Here is a 15,286-nt window from a genome sequence, read left to right on the forward strand (position 1 = left end):
ATCGCCTCCGTCGTTTCTTCCACGCCTGCCCGCCGACCCGTGCCTGGTGCAGCGGAGAGCGCCACGCGCGGCACGGCCGCGATTTCATCAGAGATGATCGCGTTTGGGAAGCCGCAGTGAGGCAGGAAACGGCCAGCCGGCAACCTGGTCACCTTTTAGCCTCTTTCTCGCCCACGCTCTGAACAGGCATTGTCACTCCAGAGTGGTCGGTTGCCTCTCCGGAGTGAGCATCCGTAAATATTTGATGACCCCAACATGTGGGAAAGCCGTCCCGAAACCACTCCGGACTCCCGCGCTTGACCGCGAGGCCCGGCATTGGCAAGGTTTTGCAGGCTTCGCGCACACCGTACGGCAGACGATCCCGTTTCTCCACTGAGGACGGACTAGCGGCGGTGACCGGGCAGCGCCCGCGCCGCACCTGGAGGACTGAGTTGAGCCCCATCCGCTCCGCGACCATCGCGGCGCTCGCATCGGCCGTGCTGGCCACCACGCTCACCGCCTGTTCGTTCGGGGCGGGGCAGGAGGAGGACACGAGCCCCATCGTCATCGCCGCGGACCTCGAACTCTCCGGCGCGGCGGCCCCGGTCGGCAAGGCGCACCAACGCGCGCTGGAACTGAAGATCGAGCAGCTGAACACGTCCGGCGCCCTGGGCAGCCGGAAGATCCGGCTCGAGGTGAAGGACAACCGTTCCGACGCCAGTGAGTCACTGCGCAACATCGGCGACTTCAGCAACGATTCCAAGGTCAGCGCGATCATCATGGGTGGTTGCAACGAATGCGCCGTCGGCGCCGCCCGCGCCATCAACGAGAAGAAGATCCCCACCATCGCGCTCGCCCCGTCCAGCGCGATCTCCGACCCGGTCGCCGACCGGCGGTACGTCTTCAAACTGGCCCCCAACGCCGCCGACAGCGCGGGGACGCTCACCACGGAACTGCGCCGGAAGGGCATCCGCAAGGTCGCCGTCCTGCACAGCGACGACGACTACGGCCGGGAGGGTCTGACCGCGCTGAAGGGCGAGTTCGCCAAGGCCGGGCTGCGGCTGGCCCGCAGTGAGGCCGTCCGCAGCACCGACACCGACGTCAGCCAGCCGGTCCGCCTGCTCACCTCTCGCGAGCCCCAGGCGCTGGTCATCTGGACCCCGCCGGAGCAGGCCACGCTCGCCGCGATCAGCGCGCAGGAGGCCGGCTTCTCCGGGTCGCTCTACTTCGACGCGGCCGCCGCCGGCGACCTCTTCCTCGGCAACGCGGCCCGCTCCACCGAACGGGCCACCCTGGTCTTCACCCAGACCATGGTGATCGACGACGTCATCGCCACCACCCCGGCGAAGGCCGCCCGCCGGCAGTGGTTCCAGGACTACACCGCCAGGTTCGGCACCTACAACGGCTTCTCCTCGTTCGCTGCGGACGCGGTCCAGCTGATCACCGACGCCGTCCTGCGGGCCGGCGGCCCGGCCGGCCGGGTCAACCGGGACGGCATCCGGGACGTGCTGGAGACGTCGCAGATGGACGGGCTGTCCGGGCCGATCCGGATGACGCCGGACAACCACTCCGGCCTGATGCCGCAGGCGCTGACCACCCTCGTCGCGCGTGGCGGGCGCTGGCGCCTGGCGGGCTGAGCGTTTTCGGCGTCTCGCCGGCTTCAGGGGGCGCTGTGGGTGTGGTCACACCTCGGTCGGCACGCGTCGTCGGTCACCGGCCGGCTCCCTGTCGGGGGCCGGCCGGTCGTCGTCCGATGACCCGCCGGGGTGCCGCCCGGCGTCAGGTCGGGTGACCGGGGTGCTGAGCGTCATCAGGGGGTGCGGCACGCCCACGACGGGGTGACGGGGAGCCGGCGTGTCGCGGCGGGGACGGCGCATGCCGGGTCTGCCGTCGGCGGCGCGGCCGGGGTCAGCGGGCGCTGGTGGTGGCCCGCACCCAGGGCAGGGCGAGGCGCTCGACCAGGGACAGGGCGGCGTAGAGCAGGATGCTCATGGCCGCGATCAGCACGATCGCCGCCCAGGCGGTCGCGGTGTCCCCGATGCCGTTGTACTGCAGGATCTGGTAGCCGAGCCCCGGCTTGTCGGAGTAGAACTCCCCGATCACCGCGCCGATGGCGGCCAGCGGCATCGCCACCTTCAGCCCGACGAAGATCTGCGGCAGCGCGGCCGGGAAACGCACCTTGCGGAACGACTGCCACCACGAGGCGTTCAGCGACCGGGCCAGCTCGGCCAGGTCCGCGGGGGTGGTGGTGAGCCCGGTCGCCGTGGAGAGCACGATCGGGAAGAAGCAGAGCAGGAAGACCATGGTCAGGATCGGCTTCTCGCCCCAGCCGACCGAGACCACCAGCAGCGGCCCGAGGGCGATCTTCGGCACCGCGTTGACCGCCACCAGCAGCGGCGCGAACATCCGCTCGATCCGCCGGGAGGCGGCCAGGGCCATCCCGATCAGCACCCCGGCGGCGGCGGAGAGCACGAAACCGAGCAGCGTCATCAGCGTGGTGATCCCCAGCGCCGGCAGCAGCACGTCGACCGCCGCGGTCAACGCGGCCCACACGTCCTGCGGGGGCGGCAGGGACGCCGGGTGGACCAGTTCCAGCCCCGAGGTGACCAGCCACCAGGCGGTCACCGCGACCACCAGGCCGAGCAGCGGCAGGCCGACGGTCGCCGGGCGTGCCCCCGGGCGCCACGACGCCGCGGCGGCCGGTGGTGTGGTCGGGGTCGCCACCCCGGGCGCGTCGGCTGCGGCGCCGGTGGCGACGTCGCGCTCCGCCTCGCCCGCCCCGGAGCGGGTACGGATCTCCGTCACGTGTCCCATCCTCTCCTGCCGGCCAGGGGGCCGGCACGGTCACGGGGGCACGGCCACCGGTCAGCCCGGTGACCGCACCCCCGTGGCGCGGTCGGTGCCGATCAGGCCTTCGGCGCCAGGTTGAAATCGATGATCTGGTCGGGGGTGATGTTCTGCTTGAGCGCGCCGGCGCCCTGCAGGAGCGCGATGCTCTTGGCCACCCGCTCGCTGTCCAGGGTGCCGATGGCGGTGCCGGAGTTGCTGGACCGGACGTACCCGGCCATCAGCTGGAGCTCGGCGGCGGCCGCGGCCGGGTTGGTCGCGTCGACGTTCTTCTTCAGCAGGTCGGCGGCCTCCTGCGGGTTGTCCAGGGCGTACGCCAGGCCCTTGAGCAGCGCCGCGGTGAAGCGCTTGACCATCTCCGGCTTCTCCTTGGCGATCTTGGCCGAGGTGATCAGCGCGTTGCCGTAGAGGTCCTGCATGACCTCGCTGTACGGCAGGACGACCGGCTTCTTCTTGGTCACCGCCTCGACCGTGGGCTGGCCGACCACGAACTGGCCGATGCCGTCGACCGTGCCGGAGGCCAGCGTGCCCATCAGCGTCTGCGCCTCACCGTTGACCCAGGTCACCTTGCTGGCGTCCACGCCGGCCAGCCGGGCGTACGTCGGGAAGAGCTGGCGGACCACGGAGGTGGGGGTGTCGGCGAGCTTCTTGCCCTCCAGGTCCTTCGGCGTGGCGATGTTCTTGCCCTCGACGGTGACCACGGCGGCCATCGTGCGCTGCTGGATCGCCGCCACCGCCACGAAGTCCTTGGCAACGCCGTTGCCGAGCTGGAGGAGGCCACCGGTCAGGTCGATCGGGCCGAAGTCGGCCTTACCGCCGACGATGGTCTGGATGACCGCGCCGGTGCCCTGGCCCGGCTTGATCTCCACGTCGAAGCCGGCCTCCTTGAAGAAGCCCTTCTCCTTCGCCACCCAGGCGTACGAGTCACGGCCGAAGTTGCCGAACGAGGTGAGATAGGTCACCTTCTCCAGCGCCTTGCCGTCGCCGCCCTTGGCCTTGGACTCGTCGGAGCCGCTGCTGCACCCTGAAACCAGGGCGAGGGCGGTGGCCAGGGCGGCCGCGGCGACCGTACGGGTCAGCCTTCTCATCAGTGCACCATGTCCTTTCCGACCGGGTGATGTGCCACCCGGAGGGGTTGTCGGTCCGGCGGTGCCGGCGTGAGTGGGGAGCCGACGCCACCGTCGTGAAGGGACTCTTCGCGGGCACAGCGTACGAGAGACCCACCGTCACCACGCCAGGCGCATCGGGTTGCGGAACGGAAACAACCAGGGTCCACCCCGGACTGTTGGCAAGGGACACCCGCCGGATAGCCTTTGTCGGATTCCTGACCGCCCACTCAGTGGAGGCCCGCCGGACATGATCCGACTCGCCGACGTGTCGCGTACGTTCGACGGCCGCTCCGGCCGGGTCGAGGCGCTGCGCGGCATCGACCTGGAGGTCAGCGAGGGCGAGTTCGTCGCGGTGCTGGGCCGCTCCGGCTGCGGGAAGTCGACCCTGCTCCGCATGGTCGCCGGGCTGCTGCCGGTCACCAGCGGCGAGATCACCGTGGGCGGCACGGTGATCACCCGGCCGCGCCAGGACATCGCGATGCTCTTCCAGCGCCCCGCCCTGCTCCCCTGGCGCACGGTGCTCGACAACGTCCTGCTGCCGGTGGAGATCTTCGGCTGGAGCCGGGCGAAGCACCGGGAGCAGGCCCGCCAGCTGCTGGAGATGGCCGGCCTCGGCGGCTTCGAGAAGCGGCTGCCGCACGAGCTCTCCGGTGGCATGCAGCAGCGGGTGTCGCTCTGCCGGTCGCTGATCGGCGAGCCCCGGGTGATGCTGATGGACGAGCCCTTCTCCGCCCTGGACGCGCTCACCCGGGAGGAACTCTCCGGCGAGCTGCAACGGGTGCACGTCCAGACCGGGGCCACCGTCGTCTTCGTCACCCACTCCATCGACGAGGCGGTGCTGCTGGCCGACCGGGTGGTCGTGCTCAGCCCGCGCCCGGGGCGGATCCGCAAGGTCGTCGAGGTGGCCATCCCCCGACCGCGCACCCTCGGCCGCAACGCCCACCTGGCGGACGTCGCCCGGGTCAGCGCCGAACTGCACGAACTGCTGATGGAACGCGAGACGCCGGCCGTGGCCGAGAACCGATGAGCATGCGGGTCGCGGTCTTCACCGAGCCGCACCGTGGCGCCAGCTACGACGACCAACTCCGGTTCGCCCGGCTGGTCGAGGCGGGCGGCTTCGACGGTTTCCTCCGGGCCGACCACTACCAGGCGATGGGGGACGAGTCGGGGCTGCCCGGCCCGACCGACGCCTGGCTGACCCTGGCCGCGCTGGCCCGGGAGACCACCAGGATCCGGCTCGGCACGCTGGTCACCTCGGCCACCTTCCGGCTGCCCGGGCCGCTGGCGGTGATGGTGGCCCAGGTGGACCAGATGAGCGGCGGCCGGGTCGAGCTGGGCATCGGGGCCGGCTGGTACGAGCGCGAGCACACCTCGTACGGCATCCCGTTCCCCGGGGTGGGCGAGCGGTTCGACCGGCTGGCCGAGCAGCTGGAGATCATCACCGGCCTCTGGCGGACCCCGGTCGGCGAGACCTACAGCTACCTCGGCGACCACTACCGGCTGGTGGACGCGCCCGCACTGCCCAAGCCCGTGCAACAGCCCGGCCCGCCGGTGATCGTCGGAGGGCGCGGCCCGAAGCGCACCCCCGAGCTGGCCGCCCGGTACGCCGACGAGTTCAACATGCCCTTCAAGTCGGTCGAGGAGACCGCCGGCGCGTACGAGCGGGTCCGCGAGGCATGCGACCGGACCGGCCGTACCGAGTCGGGGCGGGGCCCGCTGGTGCTCTCCGCCGGGGTGGTGGTGGCGATCGGGCGTACCGACGCCGAGGCCCGCCGCCGGGCCGAGCCGCTGCACGTCAAGAGCGCCCTGCCGCCGGAGGACCCGGTGGTGGGCTCCCCCGCGCAACTGGTCGACCGGCTCGGCCGGTTCGCCGCGATCGGCGCCACCCGGGTGCACCTGCGGCTGATCGAACTCGACGACCTGGACCACCTGGAGCTCATCGCCGGCGAGGTGCTCCCCCAACTGAACGGAACGCGATGACCGACGTGGTTGACGACACCGAACTCGGCCCGGTGGGCCAGGAGATCGTCTACGAGAACGACCGGGTCCGGGTGTGGCACATCCGCCTGGAGCCGGGTGAGCGGCAGCCGCTGCACCGGCACGACCACCCGTACCTGGTGGTGGCCGTCCAAGGCGCGAAGAACGTGGTGCAGACGGTCGACGGCACCCGGATCGACGCCGACGAGCCCACCGGCGGGGTGGTCTACCGGGATCCGGGTGCGGTCCACATGCTCACCAACATCGGTGACACGACGTATCTGGCCCGTCTCGTCGAGTTGAAGTAACCCCAGGCCGCCGCCCCGCCGCGCCACAGTGGCGATCGGGCGCACCGGGCCGTAACGTGCGCCACATGGCCTTTCGGACGTGGGGCAGACTGCTGCTCACCGCACTCGGGGTGAGCGTGCTGGCCGGGGCCGGCCAGCTCGGCATCGCGTACGGGTTCGGCATCGTACGGCTCACCGGCGCCTTCACCGACGTCAACCGGTGGCCGGCGCAGCTCGCCTGGGTGGGCTGGTTCGCCGTGACCGCCGCCGTGGTCGGCGCCGTGGTCACCGTGCGCCTCGCCCGCCGGGACGGGCTGCCGGCCGGCACCGGCGTGCCGCTCGCCGTCTCCGGCGCCGCCGCGCTCGGCGCCACCGTCGTCGCCCCGCTCTGCATGCAACCCGCCCGGGCCGCCGAACTCAGCACCGTCGACCCGGTCTGGGCGGTCGGGATCTGCGCGGTCGTCGGCGCGGTGATCGGCGCGGGCGCCGCCTCGGCCGTGCTGCTCCGGCCGCCGCTGGGCTGGAACGTCGCGCTGCTGGTCGGCGCGGTCTGGCTGATCGCGCTGGTCTCCGTCGCACCGGCGCTGCTGTCCGCCGGACCGCCGCGCAGCGTACGCCTCGGCGTGCTGGAGCCGTCCTGGCTGGACGCGGACGCGGCGCAGCGGCTGGCCATGCTGGTTCTCCCCGCGGTGGCGCTGCTGGCCGGCGCGGCGACCGGCAGGCTGGCCCGCCGGCGCGGGCACGTCCCGCTGATCAGCGGGGGCGCCGGGGCGGCCGGTCCGGTGCTGCTCGCCTTCGCCTACCTGACCGCCGGCCCCGGCGACTCCGTCGACCGCTACCAGCTCGCCCCGTACTACGGCGCGGTGATCGCCGTCGCGGCCGGCGCGCTGGGTTCGGCCGCCGCCGCGCTGCTGCGCTGGCCGATCTTCGCCGCCACCGGAGCCGACGCCGCCGTCGAGCCGACCGACATCCTGCGCCCGCTGCCCCACGCCCCGGCCCTGAGCGCGGCCTCCGGCGAGGGCCCGACCACCGTGGACCTGGCCGGCGTCGTCGGCGCGGCCACCTCGCCGGGCTACGGCACGCCGCCCGGCCCGGGCCGGACGGGCGAGCCGACCCCGGCGCACTGGGACTGGCCGGTCACGCCCGGCACCCCGACCACCGCGCCGGCCCCGTCCGGTACGCGCCTGGACGCTGGTTTCGCACTCGACGCCCCGGCCACCGAACCGGTGTCGGCGAGCTGGGACGAGCCATCCGGCCGGGGACCGGAAGAGCCGTCGGACGGCGACCTGCCGGTTGGAGAGCCGTCGGACGGCGACCTGCCGGTGGGCGGGAGCCGCGCGGCGGAGGGCGACCCGCCGGCCGCCACCCCGGCGGGCGCACCCCAGCCGCGGGACCGCCGCACCACCCCGGCGGAGTCTCCGCGGGCGTCGGAGCCGGCCGCTCCCGCTACCGAGCCGAGCCCGGCGACCACCTGGGCCGCCGAGCCGGCCGACACCGCCGCGGCGGTCACCCCCGGGCCACGGCCGAAGCGGACCCGCAAGCCCCGCTCCGCCAGGTCGGACGAGCCGGCGGACGCGGTCTCTCCCACCACCGCCCCCACCCCGCTCGACACGGCAGGGCTCGACACGGCAGGGCTCGACACGGCAGGGCTCGACACGCCCGCAGGCCGCACGCCGGCCAGCGCCGGCACCGGTGCCACCCCAGCCGCCGACGAGCGGGCACCCCGGCCCCGGCACCAGCTGCCCGACTTGAATAGCGCGGTGAGCTGGAACGCCTTCGCCGCTCCCCGGCCAGCGCCGGCGCCACCCCGGGCCGAGCTGCCCTTCCCGGACCACGATCCGGACGAGGAACCAAAGCCGGTCACCTTCCGCTGGAACGCGGGCGACTCCCGGCCCGGCACCCCGCGTACGCCGGGTCGGGCGGCCGACCTGCCCGCCGCCGAGGTGCCCGGCTCGACGGTCGACGCCCGCCCGGCGGAGCCGGCGGCTGGCAACTCCCGGCCGAAGCGTGGGCTGTTCCGCCGGAACAAGGCGCCCGGCCCCGAGCAGCCGGCCGAGGCCCCGGAGGCGGAGCCGCTGGCCGTGCAGGACGAGGAGTACGTGGACTGGGTCACCGGCCTGAGCCGCCCGCTGGCCGACAACGAGCCGGAGACGGAGCGCGGCCGCCGCTCACTGCGCTCCACCGGCCGTCACCACCGGGACTGAGCACCGCCGCAGGGCACCGGGAGCCGGGCGAGCGGCCCCGCCGTGTTCGCACCTTTCCTCCGCGCGCGCCGGAAAGGCCACTCGCCGATATCGAATCGTTACATGCCCATGCCTTGCTGGAAACCGATCCGGCGGCGCTAATTTGTTCAATCGATCGACATATTTCGGTACGCGGCCTCGGCGTGGCCCCGGACCGACCCGACCGGCGCGTGCCTCGGCGTGGCCCGCACCGACCGACCGGGGATGGACTGCGGCGAGTCGTCCCCATGCACACCGCTGTCCCACCAGGACAAGGAGCATGGAGTGTCCTCATCCCGCCGACGCCGCCGGTTGCGCGGCTCGCTGATCGCTGCCCTATCGACCCTGACCCTGCTCGCCGGCGCCCTGACCGGCCCGACCGCCGCCCAGGCCGACGCCCAGGCCGCCCAGGCCGCCGCCCAGCCGCTTCCCGCAGCGGCCCCGGCCGCCGCCGAGCCCTTCGCGGTGCTGGTCTTCTCCAAGACCGCCGGCTTCCGGCACGACTCCATCCCGGCCGGCCTCGCCGCCATCCGGAAGCTCGGTGCCGACAACGGGTTCACCGTCGACGCCACCGAGGACGGCGCCGCCTTCACCGACACCAACCTGGCGAAGTACCAGGCGGTGATCTGGCTCTCCACCACCGGCGATGTCCTCGATCCCGACCAGCAGGCGGCGTTCGAGCGCTACATCCGCGCCGGCGGCGGCTACGTCGGCGTACACGCCGCCTCGGACACCGAGTACAGCTGGGCCTGGTACGGCGACCTGGTCGGCGCGTACTTCGCCGGCCACCCGGCCAACCAGCAGGCCACCGTCAAGGTGGAGGACCACGCGCACCCGTCCAGCGTCACGCTGCCGGACCGCTGGTCCCGGTTCGACGAGTGGTACAACTTCCAGTCCAACCCGCGCGGCGACGTGCACGTGCTGGCCAGCCTGGACGAGACGAGCTACGCCCCCGGCGCCGGCGCGATGGGCGCCGACCACCCGACCGCCTGGTGCCAGGACTTCGACGGCGGCCGGGCCTGGTACACCGGCGGCGGCCACACCCAGGAGTCGTACGCCGAGCCGGAGTTCCTCACCCACCTGCTGGGCGGCATCCGGACCGCGGCCGGGGTGGCGAAGGCCGACTGCGGCGCCTCGAAGACGTCGAGCTTCGAGAAGGTGACCCTGGACAGCAACACCAACAACCCGATGGAGCTGGACGTCGCCCCCGACGGCCGGGTCTTCTACGTCGAGCGCGACGGCCGGGTGCAGATCGTCAAGCCGGACACCGGCAACACGGTCACCGCGCTCCGGCTGAGCGTCTTCACCGGCAACGAGGACGGCCTGATCGGCCTCCGGCTCGACCCGGACTTCGCCGACAACGGTTGGGTCTACCTCTACCACGCCCCGAACGACGGCGTGGCGCGCAACCTGGTGTCCCGGTTCACCGTCACCGGGGACACCATCGACCCGGCCAGCCGCAAGGACGTCCTGCGGGTCGACACCCAGCGCAACACCTGCTGCCACGCCGGCGGCAGCATGGTCTTCGACCGGGCCGGCAATCTCTACCTGGCCACCGGCGACAACACCAACCCGTTCGAGTCGGACGCGTTCACCCCGATCGACGAGCGCCCGGGCCGGCAGGACTACGACGCCCAGCGCACCTCCGGCAACACCAACGACCTGCGCGGCAAGGTGATCCGGATCCACCCCGAGGACGACGGGACGTACACCGTGCCGGCGGGGAACCTCTTCGCGCCGGGCACCGCGAAGACCCGTCCGGAGATCTTCGCGATGGGCTTCCGCAACCCGTTCCGGATCGGCATCGACCCGGCCACCGACACGCTCTACGTCGCCGACTACGGGCCGGACGCCGGCGCGGCCAACCCGAACCGGGGTCCCGAGGGCACGGTCGAGTGGAACATCGTCGACCGGCCGGGCAACTACGGCTGGCCGTACTGCACCGGGGCGAACTACGCCTACAACGATTACCAGTTCCCGTCCGGGCCGAGCGGCGCGAAGTTCGACTGCGCCGCGCCGGTCAACGACTCCCCCAACAACACCGGCCTGACCAACCTGCCCCCGGCGATCGCGGCCACCGTCGACTACGACTACTCCGGCAACCCACGCTTCCCCGAGATCGGCGGCGGCGGCGCCCCGATGGGCGGCCCGGTCTACCGGTACGACGCCGACAACCCGTCGAATCGCAAGTGGCCGGCCTACTACGACGGCAAGGCGCTCTTCGGTGAGTGGAACCAGTCGAAGATGTACACCATGCAGGTCGGCGCGACCGGCCGGACGCTGGTCGACATCAACCAGCTGCTGACCGGGATGACCTTCATCCGCCCGATGGACTTCGAGTTCGGGTCCGACGGCGCGCTCTACCTGATCGAGTGGGGCAGCGGCTTCGGCGGCAACAACGACAACTCCGGGGTCTACCGGATCGACTACATCGCCGGCGAGCGGGCCCCGATCGCCCAGGCCAGCGCCGATCCGACCTCGGGGCCCGCGCCGCTGACCGTCAGGTTCTCCAGCGCCGGCTCCCGCGACCCGGACGGTGGCACGCTCACGTACGCCTGGGCGTTCGGCGACGGGCAGAACTCCACCGAGGCGAACCCGACGCACACCTACGCCACGGCCGGCAACTACACCGCGCAGCTCACCGTCACCAACCCCAGCGGTCGCACCGCGGTGGCGAACGTGCCGGTCACGGTCGGCAACACCGCCCCGACGGTGACCATCGAGTTCCCCCCGAACGGTGGCTTCTTCGACTGGGGCGACCAGGTCCGCTACACGGTCAAGGTGACCGACCCGGAGGACGGCGCCGTCGACTGCGACCGGGTGAAGCTCCAGGTGCTGCTCGGCCACGACGAGCACGCCCACCCGCTGGAGCAGCACACCGGCTGCTCGGGCGTTGTGCAGACCTCGCTGGCCTCCGGGCACGGCGCCGAGGCGAACGTCTTCGCCGTCTTCGAGGCGACCTACACCGACGACGGCGGCGCCGGCGGCGCGGGCCCGCTCACCGGCCGGGCGATCGAGCAGTTGCAGCCCAAGCGGAAGCAGGCCGAGTACTACACCGCCACCGGCCGGGCCCCCGGCAGCACCGGCGGCGGTGACCCGGGCGTGCAGAAGGAGACCACCTCCGACTCCGCCGGCGGCGGCCAGAACATCGGCTTCATCGAGGACGGCGACTGGTGGTCGCTGGCCCCGGCCAGCCTGACCGGGGTCGACTCGATCCGGTTCCGGGTCGCCTCGGCCACCCAGGGCGGGCGGATCGAGGTCCGCACCGGGGCCGTCGACGGCCCGCTGGTCGCGTCCATCGACGTGCCGGGCACCGGCGGCTGGCAGCAGTACGTCGACGTGAGCGCCCCGGTCACCGGCAGCGGCGGCGGGACGCTGTACTTCGTGGCCCGCGAACCGGCCGGCGGCGCTGGCTCGGTGTTCAACGTCAACTGGATGGACTTCCTCGGCCGGGGCGTGACGGAGAACGCGCCGCCGCAGGTCACGGCCAAGGCCACCCCGGCCACCGGCACCGCGCCGGTCACCGTCGCCTTCGACGGCACGGCCACCGACGCCGAGGGCGACACCCCGCTGACGTACGCCTGGGACTTCGGTGACGGCGGGACGGCGACCACGCTGGACGCCACCCACACGTACCCGGTGCCGGGCACCTTCACCGCCACGCTGACGGTGACCGACAAGCGGGGCGCGAAGTCGTACGCGAACGTCCCGGTCAGGGTGGACGCGCCGAACACGTCCTGCTTCGGGGCGCGCTCGGACGACTTCCTCGGCACCAGCCTGGACAAGACCCGCTGGACGGTGGTCCGGGAGAACCAGCTCTACTCGGTCGCCGGCGGCGCGCTGCGGCTGCCCACCTCGTCCGGTGACCTCTACGGCGCGCGCAACGACGCCACCAACCTGGTCCTCCAGCCCGCACCCAGCGGCGCCTGGCAGGCCACCACGAAGATCACTCTGCCCACCACGGCCGACTACCAGCAGGCCGGCCTGCTGCTCTACGGCGACGACGACAACTACGCCAAGCTGGACCTGCTGCACGCCGGCAGCCGCCGGGTGGAGTTCATCCGGGAGACCGCCGGCACCCCGCGCAACGAGGCGGCCGACAGCACCGCCGCACCGGCCGGTGACAGCGTCTTCCTGCGTCTGACCAGCGACGGCACGAACCTGACGGCGGCCCTTTCCGCCGACGGGACGACCTTCACCCCGGTCGGCCGGGCGGCGGCGCTCGCCGGCATCACCAACCCGCGGCTGGGGCTGTTCGCGCTCAACGGCGGCACCACCGCCCCGGTGGTGGACGCGGCCTTCGACTGGTTCCAGCTCTCCCCGGACGCGCCGGCCGAGCCGGTCGACCCGTCCGACGAGTTCACCGGCGCCGCGCTCGACAAGTGCCGGTGGAACGCGGTGCTGCGGGAGGACCCGGCGGCCTACCGGGTGACCGGCGGCGCGCTGCGGATCGACGTGCCGAAGGGTGACATCTATGGCACCAACAACACCGGGCCGACGAACTTCATCCTCCAGACCGCGCCCGCAGGCGACTGGACCCTGGAGACGAAGGTCGACGGCAGCCTGCTGAGCGAGCAGTACCAGCAGGCCGGCCTGATCGTCCACGCCGACGACGACAACTACCTCAAGTTCGACTTCATCGTGGACAACCAGCCCGGTCAGCCGGTGGCCCGGCGGATCGAGTTCCGCAGCGAGGTCGGCGGGGTGGTACAGAACCCGCAGCCCCAGGTGAGCAACCTGACCGGGGCGGCGTGGCACCTGCGGCTGGCCCGCGCCGGCAACACCTTCACCGCGTCGTACTCGGCCGACGGGCAGGACTGGACGACGCTGCCGGCGTTGACCAGCACCGCCGTCGGGGCCACCCCGAAGGTGGGTCTGTTCACCCTCGGGGCGAACGCGACGGCCTCGAAGACCGCCTCGTTCGACTACTTCCGGCTCGGCACCGAACCAGTCGACACGACCGCGCCGGTGACCACCGCCACGGTCTCCGGCACCCCGACCGGGGGCTGGCACACCGGGCCGGTCACCGTCACGCTGGCTGCGGTCGACGAGGCCGACGGCAGCGGGGTGGCGGGCACCGAGTACCAGCTCGACGGGGCCACCGACTGGACCGCGTACACCGGCCCGGTCCAGGTCACCGGGGACGGGACGTACGAGCTGCGGTTCCGCTCCACCGACGGGGCTGGCAACGTGGAGGCGACGAAGAAGGTCGCCGTGAAGATCGACGCCACCGCGCCGGTCAGCTCGGCGGCGTTCGCCCCGGCGAACGACGACGGCTGGCACGCCGGGACAGTCCCGGTGTTGCTCACCTCCACCGACGCCGGCTCCGGGGTGAAGCTGCTGGAGTGGTCGCTGGACGGGGGCGCCTGGACGGCGTACACCGCGCCGGTCGAGGTGACCGGGGACGGCGCGCACGAGCTGCTCTACCGGGCCACCGACGCCGCCGGCACCGTCGAGACGCTGAAGTCGGCGGTGCTCCGGATCGACGGCGTGAAGCCGACGCTGCTGGTGTCCGGGATCGCTGACGGCCAGCTCTACGGCGACAGCCAGGACGTCCGGATCTCCTGGCAGGCGGTCGACCCGACCTCGGGCATCAAGGTGACGACCGGCGTGCTGGACGGCCGGGCGTACGCCAACAACACCCTGCAGGCCATGTACGAGCTGCCGCTCGGCCTGCACGAGCTGACCGTGACCGCGACCGACAAGGCGGGCAACTCCACCACCTCGACGGTCCGGTTCTTCGTCACCACCTCGTTCCGGGACCTGCAGAACCTGCTGGACCGGTTCAAGGCGACCGGGCGGCTCTCGGCCAAGGCGCACCAGCAGCTGTCGAACAAGCTGGGCGCCGCCCGGACCGCCGAGGCGGCCGGCAACGACGCAAAGGCGATCAAGCTGCTGGGCGAGTTCCGGACGCTGGTCGCCAAGTCCGGTCTGATCGGTGAGGCGGAGGTCCGGGACGTACTGACCCGGGACACCGACGCCATGATCGTCCGGCTCGGCGGCGAGGCCAGCCGGGCGGGCGTGAGGGCGAACGACGGCAAGCCGGTCGAGGGCGCTGGCCGGCTCGGTGACGATCCCACCCGGATCGCCCGGGGCCGTTCGCTGTAGAGGAAGCGGGGTCCGTTCCCGTAGTCGACCCGTGACGGCGGGAACGGACCCCACCCACACCGACCCGAGTGGAGCCGACTTCGATGCGTACCTGGAGGATCTTCGCCGCCGCACTCACCACGGCGTGCCTGGTGGCACTGCCCACGGCCCCGGCGGCAGGGCACAGCGGCAAACTCAAACTGGCGGTGGCGGGAGACGGCGCCGGCGGGGTCACCGTGCAGGCCACCTGGGCCGACGGCCACCGGCTGGACCAGCCGGTACGGCTGACCCTCACCGCCGAGGGTGAGGGCGGCCGCAAGGCCGGACCGCTGCAACTGGAACCGGCGGCGGAGGGCCAGGGCTTCTACGCCAGCGGCCCGCTGCTCTCCCCCGGCAGTTGGAAGGTCACGGTCAGCTCGCCGACGCCGTACCAGAGCACGGCGACCGCCCAGGTGCAGGCGAAGGCCGCCCAGTCACCGCCCCCACCGCCCATCGCCGGGCCCGCGGCGCTGGGCGCCGGCGACCCGGCGCGGCCGACGGAGCGGGGCGGCACCGGCTGGTGGCCGGTGCTGGCGGGCGCGCTCGCGGCCGTCGCGCTGGCGGCGGCGGTGCCTCTGCTGCTGCTGCGCCGCCGCCGCACCATCCCTGACCCGGCCGCCCGGCCCTGACGCTGGCCGGGCGGCGCCGGATCCGGGCCGGGTGGATTCCGGCGAGGTGACGCCGGGCGGGCGGGCGGCCGGGGCCGGCGGCCGGGCGCCCGGGCCCAACCAGGTATAGG

The 15,286-nt window shown here is 72.8% G+C and carries 9 protein-coding genes; 7 read left to right on the top strand and 2 right to left on the bottom strand.

All coding sequences use genetic code 11. From position 1 onward, the window contains the following. Nucleotides 1-431 precede the first annotated feature (431 nt). Complete coding sequence (locus ABZ807_RS27050) at nt 432-1,616, top strand: ABC transporter substrate-binding protein (RefSeq protein WP_357163690.1); 1,185 nt, start codon at nt 432-434, stop codon at nt 1,614-1,616. 271 nt (nt 1,617-1,887) lie between these two features. Here ABZ807_RS27050 and ABZ807_RS27055 read toward each other — a convergent pair whose 3' ends face one another. After that, entirely contained in the window at nt 1,888-2,793 is a 906-nt protein-coding gene (locus tag ABZ807_RS27055; protein WP_357163693.1) for an ABC transporter permease, read from the bottom strand. A 92-nt stretch (nt 2,794-2,885) separates the two neighbouring features. Continuing rightward, nucleotides 2,886-3,914 carry an ABC transporter substrate-binding protein gene (locus ABZ807_RS27060; protein ID WP_357163696.1) on the bottom strand — a complete coding sequence of 343 codons (1,029 nt, stop codon included), beginning with the start codon at nt 3,912-3,914 and terminating at the stop codon, nt 2,886-2,888. 268 nt (nt 3,915-4,182) lie between these two features. Here ABZ807_RS27060 and ABZ807_RS27065 point away from each other — a divergent pair, with 268 nt between their 5' ends. From ABZ807_RS27065 to ABZ807_RS27090, 6 genes are all read left to right on the top strand, one after another. Beyond that, nucleotides 4,183-4,962, top strand: a complete 780-nt coding sequence (locus tag ABZ807_RS27065) for an ABC transporter ATP-binding protein (protein ID WP_357163699.1) — start codon at nt 4,183-4,185, stop codon at nt 4,960-4,962. A 2-nt stretch (nt 4,963-4,964) separates the two neighbouring features. Beyond that, nucleotides 4,965-5,915 (top strand): LLM class F420-dependent oxidoreductase, encoded by a 951-nt coding sequence (locus ABZ807_RS27070; RefSeq protein WP_357163724.1) that lies wholly within the window; start codon nt 4,965-4,967, stop codon nt 5,913-5,915. Then, complete coding sequence (locus tag ABZ807_RS27075) at nt 5,912-6,220, top strand: cupin (protein ID WP_357163702.1); 309 nt, start codon at nt 5,912-5,914, stop codon at nt 6,218-6,220. Before ABZ807_RS27070 ends, ABZ807_RS27075 begins: the two co-directional genes overlap by 4 nt. Nucleotides 6,221-6,285: 65 nt before the next feature. Then, nucleotides 6,286-8,403 (top strand): hypothetical protein, encoded by a 2,118-nt coding sequence (locus ABZ807_RS27080; protein ID WP_357163705.1) that lies wholly within the window; start codon nt 6,286-6,288, stop codon nt 8,401-8,403. A gap of 303 nt (nt 8,404-8,706) precedes the next feature. Continuing rightward, nucleotides 8,707-14,529 carry a ThuA domain-containing protein gene (locus tag ABZ807_RS27085; protein WP_357163709.1) on the top strand — a complete coding sequence of 1,941 codons (5,823 nt, stop codon included), beginning with the start codon at nt 8,707-8,709 and terminating at the stop codon, nt 14,527-14,529. An 83-nt stretch (nt 14,530-14,612) separates the two neighbouring features. After that, entirely contained in the window at nt 14,613-15,176 is a 564-nt protein-coding gene (locus ABZ807_RS27090) for a hypothetical protein (protein WP_357163712.1), read from the top strand. Nucleotides 15,177-15,286 lie beyond the last annotated feature (110 nt).

Source organism: Micromonospora sp. NPDC047548 (genome assembly GCF_040642975.1).
Classification (GTDB): Bacteria; Actinomycetota; Actinomycetes; order Mycobacteriales; family Micromonosporaceae; genus Micromonospora.

Bases quoted from the DNA above. Each gene is read 5' to 3' on its own strand.
- ABZ807_RS27055 (WP_357163693.1), bottom strand. From the start codon at position 2,793: ATGGGACACGTGACGGAGATCCGTACCCGCTCCGGGGCGGGCGAGGCG.
- ABZ807_RS27060 (WP_357163696.1), bottom strand. From the start codon at position 3,914: ATGAGAAGGCTGACCCGTACGGTCGCCGCGGCCGCCCTGGCCACCGCC.
- ABZ807_RS27065 (WP_357163699.1), top strand. From the start codon at position 4,183: ATGATCCGACTCGCCGACGTGTCGCGTACGTTCGACGGCCGCTCCGGC.
- ABZ807_RS27070 (WP_357163724.1), top strand. From the start codon at position 4,965: ATGCGGGTCGCGGTCTTCACCGAGCCGCACCGTGGCGCCAGCTACGAC.
- ABZ807_RS27075 (WP_357163702.1), top strand. From the start codon at position 5,912: ATGACCGACGTGGTTGACGACACCGAACTCGGCCCGGTGGGCCAGGAG.
- ABZ807_RS27080 (WP_357163705.1), top strand. From the start codon at position 6,286: ATGGCCTTTCGGACGTGGGGCAGACTGCTGCTCACCGCACTCGGGGTG.
- ABZ807_RS27090 (WP_357163712.1), top strand. From the start codon at position 14,613: ATGCGTACCTGGAGGATCTTCGCCGCCGCACTCACCACGGCGTGCCTG.